Source organism: Pseudomonas sp. HY2-MNA-CIBAN-0224 (assembly GCF_040310285.1).
GTDB classification, from domain to species: domain Bacteria; phylum Pseudomonadota; class Gammaproteobacteria; order Pseudomonadales; family Pseudomonadaceae; genus Aquipseudomonas; species Aquipseudomonas helleri.
In genome coordinates this window covers 11,699-32,148 of sequence record NZ_JBEOPQ010000049.1, presented here as the reverse complement: position 1 = coordinate 32,148, position 20,450 = coordinate 11,699, and the positions used below count along the sequence as shown (strand labels likewise).

Here is a 20,450-nt window from a genome sequence, read left to right as displayed (position 1 = left end):
TTGTGGGTAACGGCTGAACGCCCCAGGCTGCGATTGTTTGATCCGTAGTCGCTGACGAAGCATGAGGCTGCGATGCGGGCCGCAGGACCGCCGATTGGGGCCGCTGCGCAACCCATCGCAGCCTCATGCTTCGCCAGCGACTACAGAGCTTGGGTACGCATCGTTTTCAGCACCGCTGGCAGTTCGCTCAAGCAGCCCACTTCGGCATCCGGGGCTTTGTCGCCTTCCCAGTGTTTGCCGCCAGGGTTGAACCAGATGGCGCGCAAGCCCGCCTGCTGGGCGCCGGCAATGTCATCACCGGGGTGATCGCCCACGTGCACGGTCGCCGCAGGCGAAATACTGCCGCCGCGGCGCAGTGCCTCGTGAAACAACCGGGCGTCCGGTTTGGCAATGCCAATGTCTTCGGCGCACAACACAAACTTAAAGTGATGCCCCAGCCCGATGCGGCGCACGTCGGCATTGCCATTGGTCACGACGCCCAAGGTGTAGTCAGAGGCCAGCGCTATCAGCGTAGGCTCAGCTTGAGGAAACACCTCTAGCGCATGACGCGCCTCAATGAATACCTCAAACGCTTGCTCTGCCATCGCCTCAGCCTCCGCATCTGCATAACCCGCGCCCTCCAAGGCGTGGAACAACACCCGCCGACGCAACGCGCTGATGCGATGCTTGAGCTGCGGCTCGTCGACCAAAACTCGCTGGCGCAACGCCTGATACCCCGCAACATCCAGCGCGCCCAATTTTGGTGCATTTTCGGCCAGCCAGGTTTGCAGCACAGTTTCGGCACTGGCAATCACCGGCGCGGTGTCCCACAGGGTGTCGTCGAGGTCGAAGGTAATCAGCTCAATGGTCATTCACTGCCCTTACTGCGTTTGGCCCGTGGGTGGGCGCTGTCGTAAACCGATGCCAAGTGCTGGAAATCCAGATGGGTATAGATCTGCGTGGTTTTAATGTCCGCATGCCCGAGCAGTTCCTGCACCGCACGTAAATCCTGAGACGATTCCAGCAAATGGCTGGCAAATGAATGACGCAGCATGTGCGGGTGCAGGTTCTGCCCCAGCTCGCGCTCGCCTGCGGCTTTAACCCGCAACTGGATGGCCCGCGGGCCAAGCCGGGTGCCGCGCTGGCTGACGAACACCGCGTCGTCTTGCGGGTTGGCCAGGCTGCGCAAAGGCAGCCACGCCAGCAGCGCTTCCCGGGCCTTTTTGCCGACCGGCAGCACGCGTATCTTGCTGCCTTTACCGAGCACTTCTACCAGGCCGTCTGCCAGGTCGAGCTGGTCCATGTTAAGCCCGGTCAGCTCCGACAAGCGCAGCCCGGACGAGTAGAACAGCTCAAGAATGGCTTGGTCACGCAACGCCAAAAAGTCGTCCTCGACAGCGCCTTCGAGCAGTTGCAGGGCCCGGTCAGTGTCGAGGGTTTTCGGCAGGCGGCGCTCGCCCTTGGGCGGCGACAGGCCGTTCGCCGGGTCGTGATCACACAGCCCTTCGCGGTTGAGGTAGTGATACAGCCCGCGCACCGCCGACAGCAGCCGCGAGATACTGCGCGAAGACTGGCCTTGCTGATGCAGGCGCGCCACCAGTTGGCGCAAGCGCTGGATATCCAGGGCAGGCCAATCGGGGATGGATTCTTTAACGCAAAAGGCCAGCACCTTGTTCAGGTCGCGGCGATAGGCTTCCAGCGTGTGGGGAGACACTTGGCGCTCACTGCGCAGGTGCGTGCAGTAAGCGTCCAGTTGCCGTTCCACCGCTAGCGGACCGAGCGCAGGGCGCTGGTGAAGCGCGGCAAAACCCGACCCAGCACTTCGGCGATATGCCCCAGAAACAGCATGCCCACCGAGCTTTTATAGTGCTGCGGGTCGCGGCTGCCCACGGCCAATACGCCATGCAAGCCCAGATGATTGAGCGCAACCACCGCCGTCGAACCGATTTGCTTGCGCTGTTCTTCGCCGAACAAGAAGTCCAGCTCATGCTCACGCAGGCTACCGCTGACCGCTTTACCCTCGGCCAGCAAACCGCCCAGGGCCCGTTGTGCATCGGCGCTGTTGACCCAGCGCCCAACCGGCATCGGGTTATCGCCAAACAGCACCAGGCTGACAAACGGCACCTGGAAATCCTGGCGCAGGCTGTCTTCGACGGCCATCACCAGCTCTTCAAGGCTGGTGGCGTCCATCAGCGCGAGGTTGAGGCGACGGGTTTTTTCGAACAAACGATCGTTGTCGCGGGCTACGTCCATCAGTTGCGATAAACGATGGCGCATCTCGATGTTGCGAGCGCGCAACAGCTCCAACTGGCGCTCAACCAGCGAAATGGTGTCGCCGCGCTGGTGCGGGATCCGCAATGCCAGCAGCAACTCGTCGCGCTGATTGAAGAAGTCCGGATGAGCCTCCAGATAGGCCGCAACCGTCGCAGCCTCCAGAGCGTCAGCAGGCAGTTCAAGGTCGGAAGGCTGTGGCTGGTCGGTCATCAGATGCGCTCGCTCATAAACGGACTTGTCCTTCGTACACACGCATCGCCGGGCCGGTCATGATCACGGACTGGCCTGGGCCAGCCCATTCAATGGACAAGCGACCTCCGGGCAAATCGAGGGTCACCGGTGAGTCCATCCAGCCCTGGCTGATTGCCGCCACCGCAGCCGCACAGGCGCCGGTACCGCAGGCCTGGGTTTCCCCGGCACCACGCTCCCACACCCGCAGTTGCCCGCGCTGACGATCAATCACGTGCAAAAAGCCCACGTTAACCCGCGCCGGAAAGCGCGGATGGTGTTCAATTTTTGGCCCCAGCTCATGCACCGGCGCGGCGTTGATGTCGTCAACGCGCAACACCGCATGGGGGTTGCCCATCGACACGGCGGCCAACTGCACCGGCTGCCCGTCGACATCCACCTCATAGCTCAACGCCTGGGCGTCGGCCACAAACGGGATCTCGTGCGGAACCAGGCGCGGCGGGCCCATATCGACGCTGATCTGCCCATCGCTGCGCACGTTCAGTTCGATGATGCCGCTTTTGGTTTCGACCTTGATCTGACGCTTGGTGGTCAAACGCTTGTCGAGCACAAACCGGGCGAAACAACGGGCACCGTTACCGCACTGTTCAACTTCAGAACCGTCGGAGTTGAAGATCCGGTAACGGAAATCCACCTCCGGGTTGCTCGGTGCCTCAACGATCAATAATTGATCAAAGCCGACACCCGTGTGCCGGTCACCCCATTGTTTGGCGTGCTTGGGCAAAATGTGCGCGTGCTGGCTGACCAGGTCAAGAACCATGAAGTCATTGCCCAGGCCGTGCATTTTGGTAAAACGCAGCAACATGGGCTCACTCCGGCAGAAGGCTTTCGCCGGCATACAGCTCAGCAACGGTCTCGCGACGGCGCACTTCAAACGCTTGATCGCCATCCACCAGAATTTCGGCGGCGCGGCCACGGGTGTTGTAGTTCGAGCTCATGACAAACCCGTAGGCACCTGCCGAATGCACGGCCAGCAAATCACCTTCGGCCAGCGCCAACTGGCGGTCTTTGGCCAGGAAGTCACCGGTTTCGCAGATCGGGCCGACGATGTCGTAAGGGCGGGCTTCGGTGTCACGCGGGCGTACCGCGGTCACGTCCATCCAGGCCTGGTACAACGCCGGACGAATCAGGTCGTTCATGGCCGCGTCGACAATGGCGAAGTCTTTGTGCTCGGTGTGCTTGAGGTACTCGACCTGGGTCAGCAGCACGCCCGCATTGGCCACAATGAAACGGCCCGGCTCGAACACCAGTGCCAGATCACGGCCTTCAATGCGCGAACGCACGGCTTTGATGTAGTCAGCAGCCAATGGCGGCTCTTCATCGCGATAACGCACGCCCAAGCCGCCACCGAGGTCGATGTGGCGCAGGTAAATGCCGCAATCGCCCAGACGGTCGATCAGCCCCAGCAGGCGATCAAGCGCATCGATAAACGGTTCGAGGGTGGTCAGTTGCGAGCCGATATGGCAATCGACGCCGACCACTTCGAGGTTGGGCAGTTGCGCAGCGCGGATGTACACGTCTTCGGCGTCGGCGATGGCGATGCCGAACTTGTTTTCTTTAAGGCCGGTGGAGATGTACGGGTGGGTGCCCGCGTCTACGTCCGGGTTGACCCGCAGCGAGATCGGCGCACGAACGCCCAACTCGGCGGCCACCACTTGCAGGCGCTCCAGCTCGTCAGTGGACTCGACGTTAAAGCAGTGCACGCCGACTTCCAGCGCACGACGCATGTCGTCGCGGGTCTTGCCGACGCCCGAAAACACGATTTTGTCTGCCGAGCCGCCAGCGGCCAACACACGCTCCAGTTCACCGCGCGACACAATGTCAAAACCAGCGCCCAAACGCGCCAGGACATTGAGCACACCCAGGTTGGAGTTGGCCTTGACTGCAAAGCACACCAAATGCGGCATGCCTTCCAGGGCATGGGCATACGCGTTGTATTGCGCCTCGATGTGCGCCCGGGAATAGACGTAGGTCGGGGTGCCGAAGCGTTCGGCGATAGCCGTCAGCGCAACACCTTCGGCGAACAGCTCGCCGTCCCGGTAATTAAAAGCGTCCATGGTGTTCCCTTATTGATGCTTGTGCGCTTGAGATTGCGACGATTTGGCTTGGTCATCCGGGTTTTTGCTGTCATCGGGCAGATACAGCGGTCCTTTTTGACCACAGGCAGAAACAAGGCAAGCAACCGCGACAAGCGCAGCAAACGAAGAGATCAGGCGCTTCATGGCGAAATCCTTTGAAAAGCATTAATTGCGACCGAGTATACCGACCACCCACCAGCTTGCCTATGCAGCAGACGGCTCGCGCGGGGGGCACCTGTCCGGATAATCAGGTGTGCTATTGCGGCGGGTTGTCTTAGGGTTTGCAATCGGTCTGGAGCGCCCGTATCTTGCGAGCTCCGAGCATGACTAGACACTACGAGGTTCCACCATGAGTTTGACTGAAGCCCGTTTTCACGATCTGGTCGATGCAACCCAGGAAAACCTGGAAGACGTTTTCGACGACAGTGATCTGGATGTTGATATTGAGAACTCGGCCGGCGTTTTAACGGTCAAGTTTGAAAATGGCACCCAATTGATTTTCAGCCGACAGGAGCCGCTTCGCCAGCTCTGGCTCGCTGCACGCAGCGGTGGTTTCCATTTCGAATACGACGAAGATAACTCGCGCTGGGTACACGACAGTACCGATGAGCTACTGAGTGAAATGGTGGCTCGCCTGACACTGGAACAAGCGGGCGCCGAGCTGGAATTTGAAGAGATCTGATTGTGACTGCGCCTGCTAAACCCGCAAAACCGCTCTACAGCAACGTCAGCCCGGCCGTGCCGTCCCCTTGTATCAGCACGTGCCGGCTGGATGAACACAAGGTCTGCCTGGGCTGTTTTCGCCACGTCGAAGACATTCGCGAATGGCGCTCGGCAGATGATGCACGCCGCCGGGTCATTTGCGAGCAGGCCCGCGAGCGCAGAGGCTGATCGTTGTAGGAGCAGCCGGTCGACGCTCGATTGCCTCGCGATCTTTCAAAAGATCAAAAGATCGCGAGGCAAGCTCGCTCCTACAGGCAACCTTGTGTATTTATTTTGCTGTGGTAGTGTCCAAGTTCGCCTCGTCGACACGAGGCTGGTCAAAACCCCGCCATGTCCTGGCGGGGTTTTGCTTTTCCGTGCAGAAAAAAGGAGTCTGCCAGGTCATGAGTACTTCACCCGCCATCACCCTCACACGCCTGGACGTACAACGTCTGGAGAAGCTGATCGACAGTCTGGATGACACGTTACCCGGTGTTGTTGCGCTGCAGGCCGAGCTGGATCGTGCCGAAAACGTCGTCGGCCACGAAGAAGTGCCGGCCAACGTCGTGACCATGAATTCGCGCGTGCATTGCCGTGAAGAAAGCAGCGGCAAAGATTATGACCTGACGCTGGTCTACCCAAAAGATGCCAACGCAGACGAAGGTAAAATTTCGATTTTGGCGCCGGTCGGCAGCGCATTGCTGGGCTTGCAAACGGGTCAGCACATCAACTGGCCGGCACCCGGCGGCAAGACCCTCAAACTTGAATTGCTTGAAGTTAAATATCAGCCAGAAGCCGCAGGCGATTTCGAGCTTTAAACTGCCCCGATACACCAGATCCGTGGTAGCGCTCGGTGTTGCAGCGCTGCCCAAACGCCCTAGACCGTTATAACGGGCAACCTGATCGGGTATTCATGCCGAGCGAGCTGGCTCAAAAAACGGTAGCTGTCATTCAACTCACGCGACAGCGCCAGGCGCTCACGGCTGTCCGGCCCGGTCTTCCATTTCGAACGGTTGTCCAGCTGCGCCAACTGCTGCTCATCCCAGCCCCATTCGTGGGTCAGGCGCTCCAGCAGGGCGCGCTGCCAAGGGGCACCCTGCGCCGGGGCATGGCCTGAGAGCTTGTGATTGACCTTGAGGTACAGGCTGCGGCGCACCAGCTCCAGGCGCTGAACATCGCCACGGGCCTGCAAGTAGCCCTCAATGCGCCGGTACACCATCACGTACGGATCCAGCTCATCGAGGTCCAATTGATGGGCGTACACGGCGCGCTTATAGCCCAGGCTCAGGCAACTCACCCGAGGGTGCTCGCTGGCATACACCTCAATCAACAGCAGTTTGAGCACCGATTTGTAGGGCGACTCGATGCCCTTGAACAACTGCTTCAACCCGGCCCCTAAAAACTCGGCCGCCGGGATGTGCGCCAAATGCCCGAGGTCGATCACCTCATCCACCGGGATCAGGCGCTGGGCCTCAAGCGTCTGAATGAATTCGCCATAGCGGGCTTCTTCATATGCGGGCACCCACCACCACAACGGTGTGCGCCCGCCGAGCCAGATCGCCGTGCGATAAAACTCGTCGAGCAACAACGAATGTTGCGCGTTCACAAAGTCATCCACGTCGCACTGCAGAGCACGTTCGCCTTGGGCGAAACGCTGGGCATCGATCAGAAAAAAGTGCGCCTCACTGCCCTGGCCCGCGGCCCATGTTTCCAGGCGGCGGCATTTTTTGCGCAAGTTGGCCAACGCCTGGTCGTCCAGGCCCGGCGCATGGCAGAGCCACACGTCCATATCGCTCTGGTCGGTCTGCGCCAACGTGCCCAGGCTGCCCATCAAGTACAGGCCGTGAATGGCCTGGGGCTGGCCGGGCTGCGGGCGATAGATAAAGTCAGCGGCTAACGCCTGCGCCGCCGTCAGGGTTGGCGCATCCGGGGCATAACCCGAGACACCGGCCGGCGTGCAGTCCGAGACATAGCCGGGCAGCAGCGGGTCGTTCACATGAAACAACAGGGCCAACAGCTTCAGGATCGTTTGCTGAGCGGGCAACAGGCCTTCCATTGCGCGCTGCAGACGTCCGTTGTTGACCGCCAGAAACCGCTCACGCACCTGATGGAGAACCTGTCGATCGATTCCCTCACTCAGAGCGGGTCTTACTTCCAGGGGGCGCGTCATTGCACACTCAGACCGACTCGCCAAACGAGAAAGAGGAGGGGAGGTGAGTTTACAGCCAGCAGCACAAAAGACTTAGGACGATTGTGTTTTTGACGTCAGATTTTTTACATATGTGAACATTAGACGGGAAACAGGGAATGCGCCCGCGGAATCAACAAAGAGGGAGATTCCGTGGGCAATGCGGGATGTCAGGCAATTTCTGCCAGTTTTTCGCCCAGCTTCGACTCTGAGGTAAGGATCAGCAGCAGCCCTTGGACATGCTCGGCGGCATCACGGCCCAGGCTGGTCAGGTAACCACCATCGGGTTGATTGATCAGGTCTTTGTCATACAAACGTTGTGCTGCCGCGATCCGTTGTGGATCAGCGGTCTGATGGATCTTCAGGCCCTCAAGCGTACTTTCCAGGTCAAACAGTGCAAGGACTTCCAGTTCGGCAACCAACTCAGGGGTAAACGACATAAAAACTCCAGACTATGCAGGAAAAGGCGACAACTGCTCTAAGGTGATCCCACTATCACCAACTGTCCAGTGACAGTTCCTACCTTATATAAGCAGCGTGTCGTGCCGGCCCCGCATTGATGCGCTTACGAGGCAATTGGAGTGTAGACCCTGCCCTCGATTACGCGCGCGAATAAAGCCTCCCTCCGACTACCACGCTTTCAGTTATATAAACATTCTTAAATAGTATTTTTAAGAATAATCGCGCCTCACTACTATGACATCCACGCCAGCACCTCAGTCGGCAACCCATATTTCCAGGAGCACACCATGAGCGCATCTCTGCGTAGCGTTGACGGTCAGGACGAAGCCACCATTCTGCGGGAAATCCAGAGCGCGCTACGGGACCTGCGCTTTGGTGCCGTCGAAATCACCGTGCACAACGCACAAGTGGTTCAGATCGAACGCAAAGAAAAATTCCGGTTACAGAACCCGAGCCAGAAAAGTAATTGAGCCAAACGCACTCATTGGAGTGCGTTCATAACAACTAGAAACGCTTTGGAGCCTCACCTATGTCCCTACGCCGTTACGCTCTGGCCGCGCTGGCCAGTGCCATTTTTGCTGGCTCCGCTGTAGCCAAAGACTACGAATTGCTTAACGTTTCTTATGATCCAACCCGTGAGCTGTACCAGGATTACAACGCTGAGTTCGTTAATTTCTGGAAAGCCAGCCACCCGGGCGACAACGTCAAAATCCAGCAGTCTCACGGTGGTTCGGGCAAACAGGGCCGTGCCGTGGTTGATGGCTTGCGCGCCGACGTCGTGACCCTGGCATTGGCCGGTGACATCGATGAAATCTCCAAACTCAACAAAGGCTCGCTGCCAGCCGACTGGCAAACCCGCCTGCCGGACGCCAGCACCCCGTACACTTCGACCATCGTGTTCCTGGTGCGCAAGGGCAACCCTAAAGGCATCAAAGACTGGGGCGACCTGGTCAAGAAAGACGTCTCGGTGATTACCCCGAACCCTAAAACCAGCGGCGGCGCACGCTGGAACTTCCTCGCGGCCTACGCCTACGGCCTGAAAGCCAACGGCGGCGACGAAGCCAAAGCCAAAGCCTACGTGCAAGAGTTGTTCAAGCACGTACCGGTACTGGACACCGGCGCACGTGGCTCGACGATTACCTTCGTCAACAACGGTCAGGGTGACGTGTTGCTGGCGTGGGAAAACGAAGCGTTCCTGGCGCTGAAAGAAGACGGCGGTACAGACAAGTTCGACATCGTCGTACCTTCGCTGTCGATTCTGGCCGAGCCTCCGGTGGCCGTGGTCGACAAAAACGCCGAGAAAAAAGGCAACCTGGAGATCGCCAACGCGTACCTCAAACACCTGTACAGCCCGGCTGGCCAAGAGATCGCAGCCAAGAACTTCTACCGTCCGCGTGATGAAAAAGTAGCGGCCAAATACGCCGAGCAATTTCCGAAACTGGAGCTTGTCACTATCGACAAAGACTTCGGCGGCTGGAAAACTGCGCAGCCGAAATTTTTTAATGACGGTGGCGTGTTCGACCAGATCTACCAGGCGCAATAACCTGTGGGGCGGGGCATTAAGCCACGCTGAAAGCTAGAACATAGAGCCCGCGACCCCGTTGCGGGCTTCGTGCGTTAACCAAGGACTCTTATGTCTCGTCGTATTTCCCCCGTCATACCCGGCTTCGGGCTGACGCTGGGCTACACCTTGGTGTACCTCAGCCTCATCGTGCTTATACCGTTGGCTGCCATGTTTGTGCATGCCGCGCAACTCACCTGGGAGCAGTTTTGGGCCATCATCACCGCACCGCGGGTGTTGGCAGCGCTCAAGCTCAGTTTTGGCACCGCCTTTTTTGCTGCCTTGATCAACGGCGTCATCGGCACCGTTCTGGCCTGGGTGCTGGTGCGTTACACCTTCCCCGGGCGCAAGATCATCGATGCCATGATCGACCTGCCCTTTGCCCTGCCAACGGCGGTGGCCGGTATTGCACTGACCACGTTGTACGCGCCCCATGGCTGGATTGGCCAGTTCGCCTCGGACCTGGGCTTTAAAATCGCCTACACCCCGCTGGGCATTACCCTGGCCCTGACCTTTGTGACCCTGCCGTTTGTGGTGCGCACCGTGCAGCCGGTGCTGGCAGACATCCCGCGTGAAATCGAAGAAGCCGCCGCCTGCCTGGGCGCCAAGCCCCTGCAAGTGTTCCGCTACATCCTCATGCCGGCCCTGTTGCCCGCCTGGTTGACCGGTTTTGCGCTGGCCTTTGCCCGTGGCATCGGTGAGTACGGCTCGGTCATTTTCATCGCCGGTAACATGCCGATGAAAACCGAGATCCTGCCGCTGCTGATCATGGTCAAGCTCGACCAGTACGACTACACCGGCGCCACCGCCATCGGCGTGATGATGCTGGTGGTTTCCTTCGTGTTGCTGCTGCTGATCAACTTGATCCAGCGCCGCATCGAAACCCCATCCTGAAGGAGGCCAGCGTATGTCCAGTTCGTCCATAAACGCGGCTTCCGCCGCCAACGCTGCACGCCGTGGCAGCCCGCTTTCACGCCGGCTGCTGATCGCACTTGGCTGGTTGTTCTTTATCGGCTTCTTGCTGTTGCCACTGCTGATCGTGGTGTCTCAGGGCCTGAAGCTGGGCTTCGGTGCGTTCTTCGATGCGATCCTTGAGCCTGACGCCTTGTCGGCCCTCAAGCTGACCATCATCGCCGTCGTCATTTCGGTACCGCTCAACGTGGTGTTTGGCGTGAGTGCGGCCTGGTGCGTGAGCAAATACAGCTTTCGCGGCAAAAGTATCCTGGTCACCCTGATCGACCTGCCGTTTTCGGTATCACCGGTGATCGCCGGTCTGGTCTACGTGCTGATGTTCGGCGCGCAGGGTTTCTTCGGCGAGTGGCTGCAAGACCACGACATTCAGATCATCTTTGCGTTACCGGGCATCGTGCTGGCAACCATCTTTGTGACGGTGCCCTTCGTGGCCCGTGAGCTGATCCCGCTGATGCAAGAGCAGGGCACTCAGGAAGAAGAAGCCGCACGCTTGCTGGGCGCCAATGGCTGGCAGATGTTCTGGCACGTCACCGTGCCCAACATCAAATGGGGCCTGATCTACGGCGTTGTACTGTGTACGGCGCGGGCGATGGGCGAATTTGGCGCGGTGTCGGTGGTTTCCGGGCACATTCGCGGGGTGACCAACACCCTGCCGCTGCACGTCGAGATCCTCTACAACGAATACAACCACGTCGCCGCCTTCGCTGTGGCCACCCTGTTGCTGATCCTGGCGCTCTTCATCCTGCTGCTCAAGCAGTGGAGCGAATCCCGTATTAACCGCCTGCGCGCCAGCGCCGCGGAGGAATAAACCATGTCGATCGAAGTCCGTAACGTCAGCAAGAACTTCAACGCCTTCAAAGCGCTGGACAGCATCAATCTGGACATCCACAGCGGCGAGCTGGTGGCATTGCTGGGCCCGTCGGGCTGCGGCAAAACCACCCTGTTGCGCATCATCGCGGGGCTTGAAACCCCGGACCAGGGCAGCATCGTCTTCCACGGCGAAGACGTCTCGGGCCATGACGTGCGTGATCGCAACGTCGGTTTCGTGTTCCAGCATTACGCGCTGTTCCGCCACATGACGGTATTCGACAACGTGGCCTTCGGCCTGCGCATGAAGCCTAAAGGCGAGCGCCCGAACGAAACCCGCATCGCTGAAAAAGTCCACGAGCTGCTGAACATGGTGCAGTTGGACTGGCTCTCTGACCGCTACCCGGAGCAACTGTCGGGTGGTCAGCGCCAGCGTATCGCCCTGGCCCGCGCCTTGGCGGTAGAGCCTAAAGTGCTGCTGCTCGACGAACCGTTCGGCGCCCTCGACGCCAAGGTCCGTAAAGAACTGCGCCGCTGGCTTGCGCGCCTGCACGAAGACATCAACCTGACCTCGGTGTTCGTGACCCATGACCAGGAAGAAGCGATGGAAGTCGCAGATCGCATCGTGGTCATGAATAAAGGCGTGATCGAGCAAATCGGCTCACCGGGTGACGTCTACGAAAACCCGGCCAGCGACTTTGTTTATCACTTCCTGGGCGACTCCAACCGCCTGCATTTGGGCGAGGACAACCACGTCCTGTTCCGTCCGCACGAAGTGTCGTTGTCGCGCCACGAACTCGAAGACCACCACGCCGCCCAGGTACGCGACATTCGCCCGCTGGGTGCGACCACCCGGGTGACGTTGAAGGTTGAGGGTCAAAGCGAGCTGATCGAAGTGGAAGTAGTCAAAGACCATGACAGCCTGACCGAACTGGCCCGAGGCGAGACGTTGTTCTTTAAGCCGAAGGTGTGGCAGAAGGCCTAAAAACACCCTCACCAGAGGGTTGTAGTCGCTGATGAGGTACGAAGCTGCGATGTGGTTTGCATCGCAGCCTCATGCTTTGTCAGCGACTACAGGGTTTTCGTAAGGCTTTAAGGCTTTTTCAGCTTCGGATTCGGAAAGAACTGCACCGCCTGAACGTTCGGCGTCGGTGGTTTTTTCAGTGCCGAGGTGTTGACCCGCGTGCCCAATTCCTTGGGCACCGACAGACCTTGTTCATTCAGCGTGTCGGAGTAGCCGCAGGCCACGCATTCGCGGTGCGGCACGTCGTTTTCGTTCCACATCATCAGCTTGTCAGGCTCGCTGCACGCCGGGCAGACAGCCCCGGCGATAAAGCGTTTTTTTGTCACGTTTACCGGTGTATCACTCATGCTGCCGCGTCCTCGGTCAGGCCGCTGTGGCGCAACAAGGCGTCAATCGACGGCTCACGGCCACGGAAGTCCTTGAACAGTTCCATTGGGGCCAGCGAGCCACCGCGCGCCAGAATGGCCTGGCGGAATGCCTTGCCGGTTTGCGGGTTGAACACGCCTTCTTCTTCAAAGCGCGAGAACGCATCTGCCGACAACACTTCAGCCCACTTGTAGCTGTAGTAACCCGCCGCGTAACCGCCTGCAAAGATGTGCGCGAAGCTGTTCGGGAAGCGGTTGTACGCCGGTGGGCGCATGACCGAGACCTCATCACGGATGCCGTCCAGCACCTGAGCAACGCTGCGGCCATCGCCGTGGGTGGCGTGCAGTTCGAAGTCAAACAGCGAGAACTCCAACTGACGCACCATCATCAGCCCGGACTGGAAGTTCTTGGCCGCGAGCATTTTATCCAGCAGGTCTTTTGGCAGCGCTTCGCCGGTTTCATAGTGGCCGGAGATCAGCGCCAGGCCTTCCGGCTCCCAGCACCAGTTTTCCATGAACTGGCTTGGCAGCTCGACCGCATCCCACGCCACGCCGTTGATGCCGGACACGCCTGCGTGTTCGATCTCGGTCAGCATATGGTGCAGACCATGACCGAATTCGTGGAACAGGGTGGTCACTTCGTCGTGGGTCAGCAGTGCAGGCTTGCCCGCAACGGCCGGGGTGAAGTTACACACCAGGTTGGCTACCGGGCTTTGCAGCTCGCCGGCTGCGGTGCGGCGACGGTCACGGGCGCCGTCCATCCAGGCACCACCGCGCTTGTTGGCGCGGGCGTACAGGTCAAAGAAGAAACGCCCGATGTGCTGGCCGTTTTCTTTGATTTCGAACAGGCGAACATCGGGATGCCAGGTGTCGAAGCCTTTGATTTCAGCAATGTCGATGCCGTACAGGCGATGCACGATGGCGAACAAGCCATCCAGCACTTTGTCGATCGGGAAGTAGGCGCGCAAGGCTTCTTGCGACACGCTGTACCGCTGCTCGCGCAGTTTTTCGCCGAAGAAACCGGTGTCCCAGCTTTTCAGTTCGTCGCAGCCTTGCTCGCTGGCATAGGCTTGCAGTTGCTCAAGGTCACGCGCCGCAAACGGCTTGGTGCGCTTGGCCAGGTCACGCAGGAAGGTCAGCACCTGATCCGGCGTTTCAGCCATTTTGGTGGCCAGGCTCAGCTCTGCAAAGCTGCCAAAACCCAGCAACTTGGCCAGTTCCTGACGCAGATCGAGGATCTGTTCCATCACCGGACCGTTATCAAACTGACCGGCATTCGGGCCTTGGTCCGACGCGCGGGTGCAGTAGGCGGCGTAGACTTCTTCGCGCAGGGCGCGGTCTTCGGCGTAGGTCATGACCGGGTAGTAGCTTGGGAACTCGAGCGAGATCAACCAGCCATCCAGCCCTTTAGCCTGTGCAGCCGCGGCCATTTGCGCCTTGGCCGACTCGGTCAGGCCTGCCAGCGCAGCTTCGTCGGTGATGTGCTTGGTCCAGGCCTGGGTCGCGTCCAGCAACTGGTTGGAGAACTTGCTGCCCAACTCAGACAGCTTGCTCTGCACTTCGGCGTAGCGCTTCTGCTCGGCTTCTGGCAGATCAATACCCGACAAGCGGAAATCGCGCAGCGAGTGTTCAAGAATGGTCTTTTGTGCCTGATCAAAGTCAGCCACTTGCGGGCTGTGGGCCAAGGCTTCGAAGGCCTGGAACAGCTCACGGTTCTGGCCCATCTCGGTGGAGTAGGCGCTCAATGCAGGCAAGCACGCCTCGTAAGCTTCACGCAGCTCAGTGCTGTTGCACACCGCGTTCAAGTGGCTGACCGGGCTCCAGGCGGCGCCCAGACGGTCGTTCAACTCATCCATCGCCAGCACCAGACCGGCCCACGTCGGGTTCTTGCCTTGATCGGCGAGGATCTTTTGAATGCCAGCACGGTTGTCCGCGAGGATCTGCTCGATGGCCGGCTGGACGTGCTCAGGACGGATCGCCGAAAACGGCGGCAGGTCGTAGGGCTGCAATAGAGGGTTTTTCTCGCTCACGTTTGGCACCTTGGCTAGAAGAAATTGAAGATCTGTTGAGGTTTCATTGCAAAAACTGAACCACTCACCTCGTTGTAATGAAACGTCAGCAGACCTTGGGCCATCTTAATTACAATCGACCGTTACCGCAGCCCTGTAACGCCCTATTACTGCTAAAGAAGGAAGCTATTTGTGTCCATCCGTCCGTTCCAGCAGCACACACCTACCGTGGGCGAGCGCGCCTTTGTCGACCGTTCGGCCGTGGTGATTGGCGACGTCGAGATCGGCGCCGACAGTTCGATCTGGCCATTGACCGTGATTCGCGGCGACATGCACCGTATCCGCATCGGTGCGCGCACCAGCGTGCAAGACGGCTGCGTGCTGCACATCACCCACGCCGGGCCGTTCAACCCTGAAGGTTTCCCGCTGCTGATCGGCGATGACGTGACCATCGCGCACAAGGTCATGCTGCATGGCTGCACCGTGGGCAGCCGTATTTTGATCGGCATGAGCAGCATCGTGATGGACGGGGCGGTGATTGAAGACGACGTGATCGTGGGCGCGGGCAGCCTGGTGCCTCCGGGCAAACGCCTGCAAAGCGGCTTTTTGTATGTCGGCAGCCCGGTCAAGCAAGTGCGTGAACTGACTGAAAAAGAGAAAGCCTTTTTTACCTACAGCGCTGGCAACTACGTAAAACTCAAAGACCAGCACTTGGCCGAAGGCTACGACCAGCCCGTTTAAGCCGCCTATTTTGGAGCCCTGCATGCAGTATCAAAACGTATTGTTCGACCTCGACGGTACCCTGACCGACCCACGCGAAGGCATCACCCGCTCGATCCAGTATGGATTGAGCAAAATGGGCATTGATGAGCCAGACCTGCGCAAACTCGAACACTTTATCGGCCCGCCGCTGCTGCAAGCCTTTATCGAGTTTTACGGCTTCAGCGAAGCCCAGGCATGGGAAGCCGTGGGCTTTTACCGTGAGCGTTTCTCGGTCAAAGGCTTGTACGAAAACCAGGTATTTGAGGGCATTACGCCGCTGCTGGAAGAACTGGTGGGCCAAGGCCGCCAGCTGTTCATCGCCACCTCGAAGCCGCAGATTTACGCCCGCGAAATCGCCCGGCACTTTGACTTTGCCAAGCACTTTAAAGTGATTTACGGCAGCGAACTGGACGGCACGCGCACCAACAAGGTCGAGCTAATTGCTCACCTGATGGCCGAAGAAGGGCTGGACCCGGCGCAGACCCTGATGATCGGTGACCGCAAGCACGACCTCATCGGCGCCAGCCACAACGGCCTGGACGCGGCGGCCGTGGGCTACGGCTTTGGCAGCTTCGAAGAGCTGAGCGCACACGCGCCCACCTACCACTTTGAAACGCTGGCACAGTTGCACCAGGCGTTTAGATAAACCGGTGGGAGCGGGCTTGCTCGCTCCTACACGATTCGTGCGTCGATTTCGCGCTGCAAATCCTGGCGCCAGCCCAGCAGAAAACCCAACTCCACCACCACAAACAACGGCCCGACAATCAGCCCGGTTACGTCGTCGATAAACGCAGGCTTGCGCCCTTCGTAGTAATGCCCCACAAACTGGATCACCCAGCCGACCACAAACAGCCCAACCCCCCAGCTTAGCCACGCGCCCGTGCTCAGCGCCGCCAAGGTGTGCCCGAGCCAGACCGCCAGCCCCAGCAACACGGTCATTAATAACCCCAAGCGCAGTTCAAGGCGCAGGTAAAACACCGCACTGGCGATCATCACTAACACCGCAGGCGAAATGCCCGCCCATTGCGGTCGCGACAACAGAACCGCCACGGCAATCACAATCAACGGGATGCCCACAAAGTGGGTGACGATATTGCGTTTGTCACGGTGGTAAGCGGCGTATTGGCTCAGATGATCAACCAGGCTTTTCATGGCGCAAGCTCGCGGGGTGGGCAATGCATTGAGTGTAATACGCCTGCGCGTTCTGGACGGCGATGGTTTTTTGGTTATTAACAAATAGCTTCTTATTCCTTAGCGAATCTAAAAACCGTCCCTATACTGACTCGGTAACACACATACCGCTGGAGGCGCACAGCCATGGGCAATGAATCGATTCGCTATTTGATAGTGCCGGGTTGGCAAGGTTCGTCTGACGATCATTGGCAAACCCACTGGCAAAACAGCTTGCCGAACAGTGCCCGGGTGGAACAGGCCGACTGGTTGACGCCACGCCGCGAAGACTGGATTGCCGCGCTGGCCGAGGCGATTGCCGCCGACAGCACGCCGGTCATTCTGATTGCCCACAGCCTGGGTTGCATCACCGTTGCGCATTGGGCCGAACGTGCCCCTGCCAGCTTGCTGAGCCAGGTGCGCGGTGCCTTGCTGGTCGCCCCGGCAGATGTCGAACGCCCCACCTGCGCCCCCGCACTGCGTAACTTTGCCCCGATCCCGACGCAAACCCTGCCGTTCCCGAGCCAAGTCGTCGGCTCTGACAACGATGCCGCGGCCAGCGCACCTCGCGCCATGGAGTTTGCCCGCCAATGGGGCGCCGAGGTCGGCATTCTCAGCGGCGCCGGACATATCAACGTCAAGTCTGGCCACCAACGCTGGGAGCAAGGCTTCGCCTTTTTGTATCGCCTGCAAACCCGTATTGAGCACGGTGCCCTGCGCCGCGCCTGAATTTTTTGTAACGCCCGCGCCCACCCATCGGCGGCGGGCGGGAGCCCGCCATGAGTCTGCATGAAACCTTTGGTCAGCCCCTGCTGACCTTCCCCGACGCCGAAAAAAGCCCGCTGAGCATTCGCGCCAAAGCACTGGTGTTTGTCGATCCGCGTTCGCGCCAATTGCGTGATGACCTGGAACTGCTGGCGCCGCGCGCGCTACCGGTCTTGATTCGCGGCGAAACCGGCACCGGTAAAGAGTTGTTGGCCCGGCACATCCACCGCGCCAGCGACCGCACCGGTTTGTTTGTGTCTGTTAATTGCGGCGCGATCAGCCCCACCTACGCCGATGCCGAGTTGTTCGGTTACGCTCCCGGCAGCCACAGCAGTTCGGCCAGCAGCCGCGCTGGCTGGTTCGGCTCCGCCAATGGCGGCACGCTGTACCTGGATGAAATCGGTGATTTGCCGCTGGGCATTCAGGTCAAATTGCTGGCCGCACTGGAAACCCACGAAGTCACGCGGGTCGGCGCCCATCAGCCCAGCCCGGTGGATGTGCGCCTGGTGGCGGCCACCAGCATCGACCTGGCTCAGGCGGTACAGGCTGGCAAATTTCACGAGCGGCTGTATCACTACCTCAGCGAGGGGCAGTTGCCGTTGCCCGCTTTGCGCGAGCGGCCGGGGGATATTTTGTCGTTGGCCGAATACTTTTTAGGCATCTACAGCCAGCGCCTCAACCTGGCGGTGCCCTTTATCAGTGACAGCGCGCAACGGGTATTGGAGCGCCACACATGGCCCGGCAATACCCGTGAGCTGGAAAACGTCATCCACTTTGCGCTGCTGGTGAGCACCGGCGAAGAGATCCGCCCCGAGCATTTAAACCTGCCTGACAGCCTGGGGCAGATTGAGCATTTTATTAAAGGCGCAACGGCGCAGGAGCTGACGGCGCTGAAACAGCTGCTGGCATAACCCCCACCTCGCGATCTTTTAGACGATCAAAAGATCGCGAGGCAAGCTCGCTCCTACAGATAGGGATTTAAAGAACCAAACGATCTAAGCGAATGAATAAATATTATTGTTCTGGAATAAAGAAAGTCGGTATCTTTCGCTCCGACTCCAATAAAACCGTTACCAGAACGGTCACCCCTTAAGGACATTGCATGAAAAAGGTTCTGTTGTTTTCCGCATTGGCGGCTGCTCTGACGGCAGGCCTGGCACAGGCTAACGAAAAATTGGTGGTCGCTGCGACCCCGATTCCTCACGCTGAAATCCTTGAGTTGATCAAACCGACCCTCGCCAAAGAAGGCGTGGATCTGGACATTAAAGTTTTCACCGACTACGTGCAGCCCAACGTACAAGTCGCAGAGAAGCGTCTGGACGCCAACTACTTCCAGACCCTGCCGTACCTCGAAAGCTTTAACAAAGGCAAAGGCACCAACCTGGTGACCGTGGTTGGCGTACACGTTGAACCTTTTGGTGGTTACTCCAAAAAAGTTAAAGACATCAAAGACCTGAAAGACGGCGCAACCATCGCGATCCCTAACGAAGGCAGCAACAGCGGCCGTGCGTTGATCCTGCTGCAAAAGGCCGGTCTGATCGAACTGAAAGACCCGACCAACGCGGTGGCCACCCCGAAAGACATCGCCAAAAACCCGCACAACTTCAAGTTCAAAGAGCTTGAGTCGGCACTGCTGCCACGCGTGCTGGACCAAGTTGACCTGGACATGATCAACACCAACTACGCGCTGGAAGCGGGCCTGAACCCGGCCACTGACGCGCTGATCATTGAAGGCTCTGATTCGCCTTACGTGAACTTCCTGGTGGCTCGCCCGGACAACAAAGACAGCGACGCAATCCAAAAGCTGTCCAAAGCCCTGACCAGCCCTGAAGTCAAAGCCTTCATTGAGCAGAAATACAAAGGTGCGGTAGTGCCTGCGTTCTAATCCAACGCCCGCCCACTCAAAACGCCGACGGCTCCTACAGCGTCGGCGTTTTTTAGTATTTGGCAAAAAAACCTAGCAGAGTTAACAGGTAGGCAAGGTCTGGCATTGGAGCAAAGCTGGGGGACACTCAGCAAAGAGCCAACCCACATGCCTCTTAAACGCTATGCCTATGATCCTCTGGATCGCTTAACAACAACGACAATAGGCGCCCAGCCCTCGACGCAGCGTTTTTATCACCGTGAGCACTTGAGCACTGAACGCCAGGGCGAACACAGCCAGACAGTCTTTCAGCACCACGACCAGTTGCTGGCTGAAAAACACACAACCGCAACGCTGTTGCTGGGCACCGACCTGCAACGCAGCGTGTTGCATTCACTCAGCGGCGCACACCAACACCCGCAGGCTTACACCCCGTATGGGCATCATCGTGGGCAACAGGAGCTGTTAGGGTTTAACGGGGAAGCGCCTGACCCGATGACCGGCCACTATCTGTTGGGTAACGGCCACCGCGCGTACAACCCCGTATTGATGCGCTTTAACAGCCCCGATACGTTAAGCCCGTTTGGTGCTGGCGGGTTGAACCCCTACTGCTATTGCCTGGGTGATCCGGTTAACCGGGTAGACCCCAATGGGCAGTTTTCCTTTGCCTTGATAGCCCCTGTCGTCCTGTCGGTCATTGGGCTGGGCGGGACAGCGGTCGGAGCAATTCCCTCTGTGGGCTTTTACGCATCCTTGAAAGCGTTAAAAGCTGGCCCCATCAAGGCCGTTGATCTTGCGAAGGTCGCTGGTGTGGGGTTTACAGCTTCCGCAGGTATTATCGGCACCGTTCGATTGAGCATGGCAGCGGGAAATAACAACACAGGCAGCACTGAAATGACCGCAGTGGGCATAACCTTGGCCATTTTAGGTTTAAGCAGCTCTGTCTTGGCCACTAAGCTGGGCTGGAGTGGCATTAGAGCGGCAGCCAGAGCTAAGAGAGTTGCCAAGTTAATGGGTAAAAACACCCCACCGCCGCGTCCCCCAAGAAACTCTATTTCCTCAACGTCGAGCTCAACCTCACAAAGCTTTGCTAATAAACAAACCATCGAAGAAACCCACCGAGTACCGCCAATGCCCACGGTTTGGGGGCACAACCCCAATATCCCCCTGCGTGGAGTTGAAACTTGGGGGCAACGGCTGCGATTGCTTTGATTTCCCT

At 58.8% G+C, this 20,450-nt stretch carries 24 protein-coding genes and 1 pseudogene; 14 read left to right on the top strand and 11 right to left on the bottom strand.

Going from position 1 to position 20,450, the window contains the following annotated elements:
- Positions 1-140: 140 nt before the first annotated feature.
- Genes AAEZ03_RS19310 through lptM form a run of 6 tightly spaced genes read right to left on the bottom strand, consistent with a single transcriptional unit; the run spans position 141 to position 4,724 of the window.
- Positions 141-851 carry an HAD family hydrolase gene (locus tag AAEZ03_RS19310; RefSeq protein ID WP_350580801.1) on the bottom strand — a complete coding sequence of 237 codons (711 nt, stop codon included), beginning with the start codon at positions 849-851 and terminating at the stop codon, positions 141-143.
- A complete protein-coding gene (gene xerC, locus AAEZ03_RS19305) occupies positions 848-1,744 on the bottom strand; it encodes a tyrosine recombinase XerC (RefSeq protein ID WP_123750656.1) in 897 nt (298 codons plus the stop codon). The genes AAEZ03_RS19310 and xerC overlap by 4 nt, the downstream gene beginning before the upstream one ends.
- A 2-nt stretch (positions 1,745-1,746) precedes the next feature.
- The gene (locus tag AAEZ03_RS19300) at positions 1,747-2,463 is read right to left on the bottom strand and encodes a DUF484 family protein (RefSeq protein WP_123750655.1); all 717 of its coding nucleotides are present in this window, start codon (positions 2,461-2,463) and stop codon (positions 1,747-1,749) included.
- Positions 2,464-2,476: 13 nt separating this feature from the next.
- Positions 2,477-3,307: a diaminopimelate epimerase gene (dapF, locus tag AAEZ03_RS19295; protein ID WP_123750654.1), complete on the bottom strand. Its 831-nt coding sequence runs from the start codon at positions 3,305-3,307 to the stop codon at positions 2,477-2,479.
- Between the two features lie 4 nt (positions 3,308-3,311).
- Positions 3,312-4,559 carry a diaminopimelate decarboxylase gene (gene lysA, locus AAEZ03_RS19290; protein WP_048372561.1) on the bottom strand — a complete coding sequence of 416 codons (1,248 nt, stop codon included), beginning with the start codon at positions 4,557-4,559 and terminating at the stop codon, positions 3,312-3,314.
- Between the two features lie 9 nt (positions 4,560-4,568).
- Positions 4,569-4,724: an LPS translocon maturation chaperone LptM gene (gene lptM / locus AAEZ03_RS19285; RefSeq protein WP_048372563.1), complete on the bottom strand. Its 156-nt coding sequence runs from the start codon at positions 4,722-4,724 to the stop codon at positions 4,569-4,571.
- 205 nt (positions 4,725-4,929) lie between these two features.
- On the opposite strand from lptM, the gene cyaY reads away from it, so the two are divergent.
- From cyaY to rnk, 3 genes are all read left to right on the top strand, one after another.
- The gene (gene cyaY, locus AAEZ03_RS19280; RefSeq protein WP_123750652.1) at positions 4,930-5,262 is read left to right on the top strand and encodes an iron donor protein CyaY; all 333 of its coding nucleotides are present in this window, start codon (positions 4,930-4,932) and stop codon (positions 5,260-5,262) included.
- A gap of 2 nt (positions 5,263-5,264) precedes the next feature.
- Positions 5,265-5,471 carry a DUF1289 domain-containing protein gene (locus tag AAEZ03_RS19275; RefSeq protein ID WP_123750651.1) on the top strand — a complete coding sequence of 69 codons (207 nt, stop codon included), beginning with the start codon at positions 5,265-5,267 and terminating at the stop codon, positions 5,469-5,471.
- Between the two features lie 215 nt (positions 5,472-5,686).
- On the top strand, positions 5,687-6,100 hold the full coding sequence (rnk, locus tag AAEZ03_RS19270) for a nucleoside diphosphate kinase regulator (protein ID WP_153335024.1): 414 nt from the start codon (positions 5,687-5,689) through the stop codon (positions 6,098-6,100).
- Positions 6,101-6,177: 77 nt separating this feature from the next.
- On the opposite strand, the pseudogene AAEZ03_RS19265 reads toward rnk, so the two are convergent.
- Positions 6,178-7,452, bottom strand: a pseudogene (locus AAEZ03_RS19265) (class I adenylate cyclase domain-containing protein); the annotation flags it as partial.
- A gap of 188 nt (positions 7,453-7,640) precedes the next feature.
- Entirely contained in the window at positions 7,641-7,910 is a 270-nt protein-coding gene (locus AAEZ03_RS19260; protein ID WP_048372571.1) for a TIGR02647 family protein, read from the bottom strand.
- Positions 7,911-8,219: 309 nt separating this feature from the next.
- On the opposite strand from AAEZ03_RS19260, the gene oscA reads away from it, so the two are divergent.
- From oscA to AAEZ03_RS19235, 5 genes are all read left to right on the top strand, one after another.
- The gene (gene oscA, locus AAEZ03_RS19255; RefSeq protein ID WP_048372573.1) at positions 8,220-8,402 is read left to right on the top strand and encodes a sulfur starvation response protein OscA; all 183 of its coding nucleotides are present in this window, start codon (positions 8,220-8,222) and stop codon (positions 8,400-8,402) included.
- 59 nt (positions 8,403-8,461) lie between these two features.
- A complete protein-coding gene (locus AAEZ03_RS19250; RefSeq protein WP_048387195.1) occupies positions 8,462-9,475 on the top strand; it encodes a sulfate ABC transporter substrate-binding protein in 1,014 nt (337 codons plus the stop codon).
- A gap of 90 nt (positions 9,476-9,565) precedes the next feature.
- The gene (gene cysT / locus AAEZ03_RS19245; RefSeq protein WP_048372576.1) at positions 9,566-10,387 is read left to right on the top strand and encodes a sulfate ABC transporter permease subunit CysT; all 822 of its coding nucleotides are present in this window, start codon (positions 9,566-9,568) and stop codon (positions 10,385-10,387) included.
- Positions 10,388-10,400: 13 nt separating this feature from the next.
- Positions 10,401-11,273 (top strand): sulfate ABC transporter permease subunit CysW, encoded by an 873-nt coding sequence (cysW, locus tag AAEZ03_RS19240; protein WP_123750649.1) that lies wholly within the window; start codon positions 10,401-10,403, stop codon positions 11,271-11,273.
- 3 nt (positions 11,274-11,276) lie between these two features.
- Entirely contained in the window at positions 11,277-12,257 is a 981-nt protein-coding gene (locus AAEZ03_RS19235; RefSeq protein ID WP_048372581.1) for a sulfate/molybdate ABC transporter ATP-binding protein, read from the top strand.
- A gap of 107 nt (positions 12,258-12,364) precedes the next feature.
- Here AAEZ03_RS19235 and AAEZ03_RS19230 read toward each other — a convergent pair whose 3' ends face one another.
- Both AAEZ03_RS19230 and prlC read right to left on the bottom strand, forming a co-directional pair.
- Positions 12,365-12,643 (bottom strand): YheV family putative zinc ribbon protein, encoded by a 279-nt coding sequence (locus tag AAEZ03_RS19230; protein WP_350580791.1) that lies wholly within the window; start codon positions 12,641-12,643, stop codon positions 12,365-12,367.
- A complete protein-coding gene (prlC, locus tag AAEZ03_RS19225) occupies positions 12,640-14,691 on the bottom strand; it encodes an oligopeptidase A (protein WP_350580788.1) in 2,052 nt (683 codons plus the stop codon). Before prlC ends, AAEZ03_RS19230 begins: the two co-directional genes overlap by 4 nt.
- A 171-nt stretch (positions 14,692-14,862) precedes the next feature.
- Here prlC and AAEZ03_RS19220 point away from each other — a divergent pair, with 171 nt between their 5' ends.
- Both AAEZ03_RS19220 and AAEZ03_RS19215 read left to right on the top strand, forming a co-directional pair.
- Complete coding sequence (locus AAEZ03_RS19220; protein WP_048372587.1) at positions 14,863-15,411, top strand: gamma carbonic anhydrase family protein; 549 nt, start codon at positions 14,863-14,865, stop codon at positions 15,409-15,411.
- Positions 15,412-15,433: 22 nt separating this feature from the next.
- Positions 15,434-16,078, top strand: a complete 645-nt coding sequence (locus tag AAEZ03_RS19215; RefSeq protein ID WP_350580783.1) for an HAD family hydrolase — start codon at positions 15,434-15,436, stop codon at positions 16,076-16,078.
- 26 nt (positions 16,079-16,104) lie between these two features.
- Here AAEZ03_RS19215 and AAEZ03_RS19210 read toward each other — a convergent pair whose 3' ends face one another.
- Complete coding sequence (locus AAEZ03_RS19210) at positions 16,105-16,584, bottom strand: Mpo1 family 2-hydroxy fatty acid dioxygenase (protein WP_123750643.1); 480 nt, start codon at positions 16,582-16,584, stop codon at positions 16,105-16,107.
- Between the two features lie 165 nt (positions 16,585-16,749).
- Here AAEZ03_RS19210 and AAEZ03_RS19205 point away from each other — a divergent pair, with 165 nt between their 5' ends.
- From AAEZ03_RS19205 to AAEZ03_RS19190, 4 genes are all read left to right on the top strand, one after another.
- The gene (locus tag AAEZ03_RS19205; protein ID WP_048387212.1) at positions 16,750-17,331 is read left to right on the top strand and encodes an alpha/beta hydrolase; all 582 of its coding nucleotides are present in this window, start codon (positions 16,750-16,752) and stop codon (positions 17,329-17,331) included.
- A 50-nt stretch (positions 17,332-17,381) separates the two neighbouring features.
- On the top strand, positions 17,382-18,278 hold the full coding sequence (locus AAEZ03_RS19200) for a sigma 54-interacting transcriptional regulator (RefSeq protein WP_123750635.1): 897 nt from the start codon (positions 17,382-17,384) through the stop codon (positions 18,276-18,278).
- Positions 18,279-18,469: 191 nt separating this feature from the next.
- Positions 18,470-19,252, top strand: coding sequence for a MetQ/NlpA family ABC transporter substrate-binding protein (locus AAEZ03_RS19195; RefSeq protein WP_262126038.1), 783 nt, complete (start codon positions 18,470-18,472; stop codon positions 19,250-19,252).
- A gap of 147 nt (positions 19,253-19,399) precedes the next feature.
- Positions 19,400-20,443, top strand: a complete 1,044-nt coding sequence (locus tag AAEZ03_RS19190) for an RHS repeat-associated core domain-containing protein (protein ID WP_350580778.1) — start codon at positions 19,400-19,402, stop codon at positions 20,441-20,443.
- Positions 20,444-20,450: the final 7 nt, after the last annotated feature.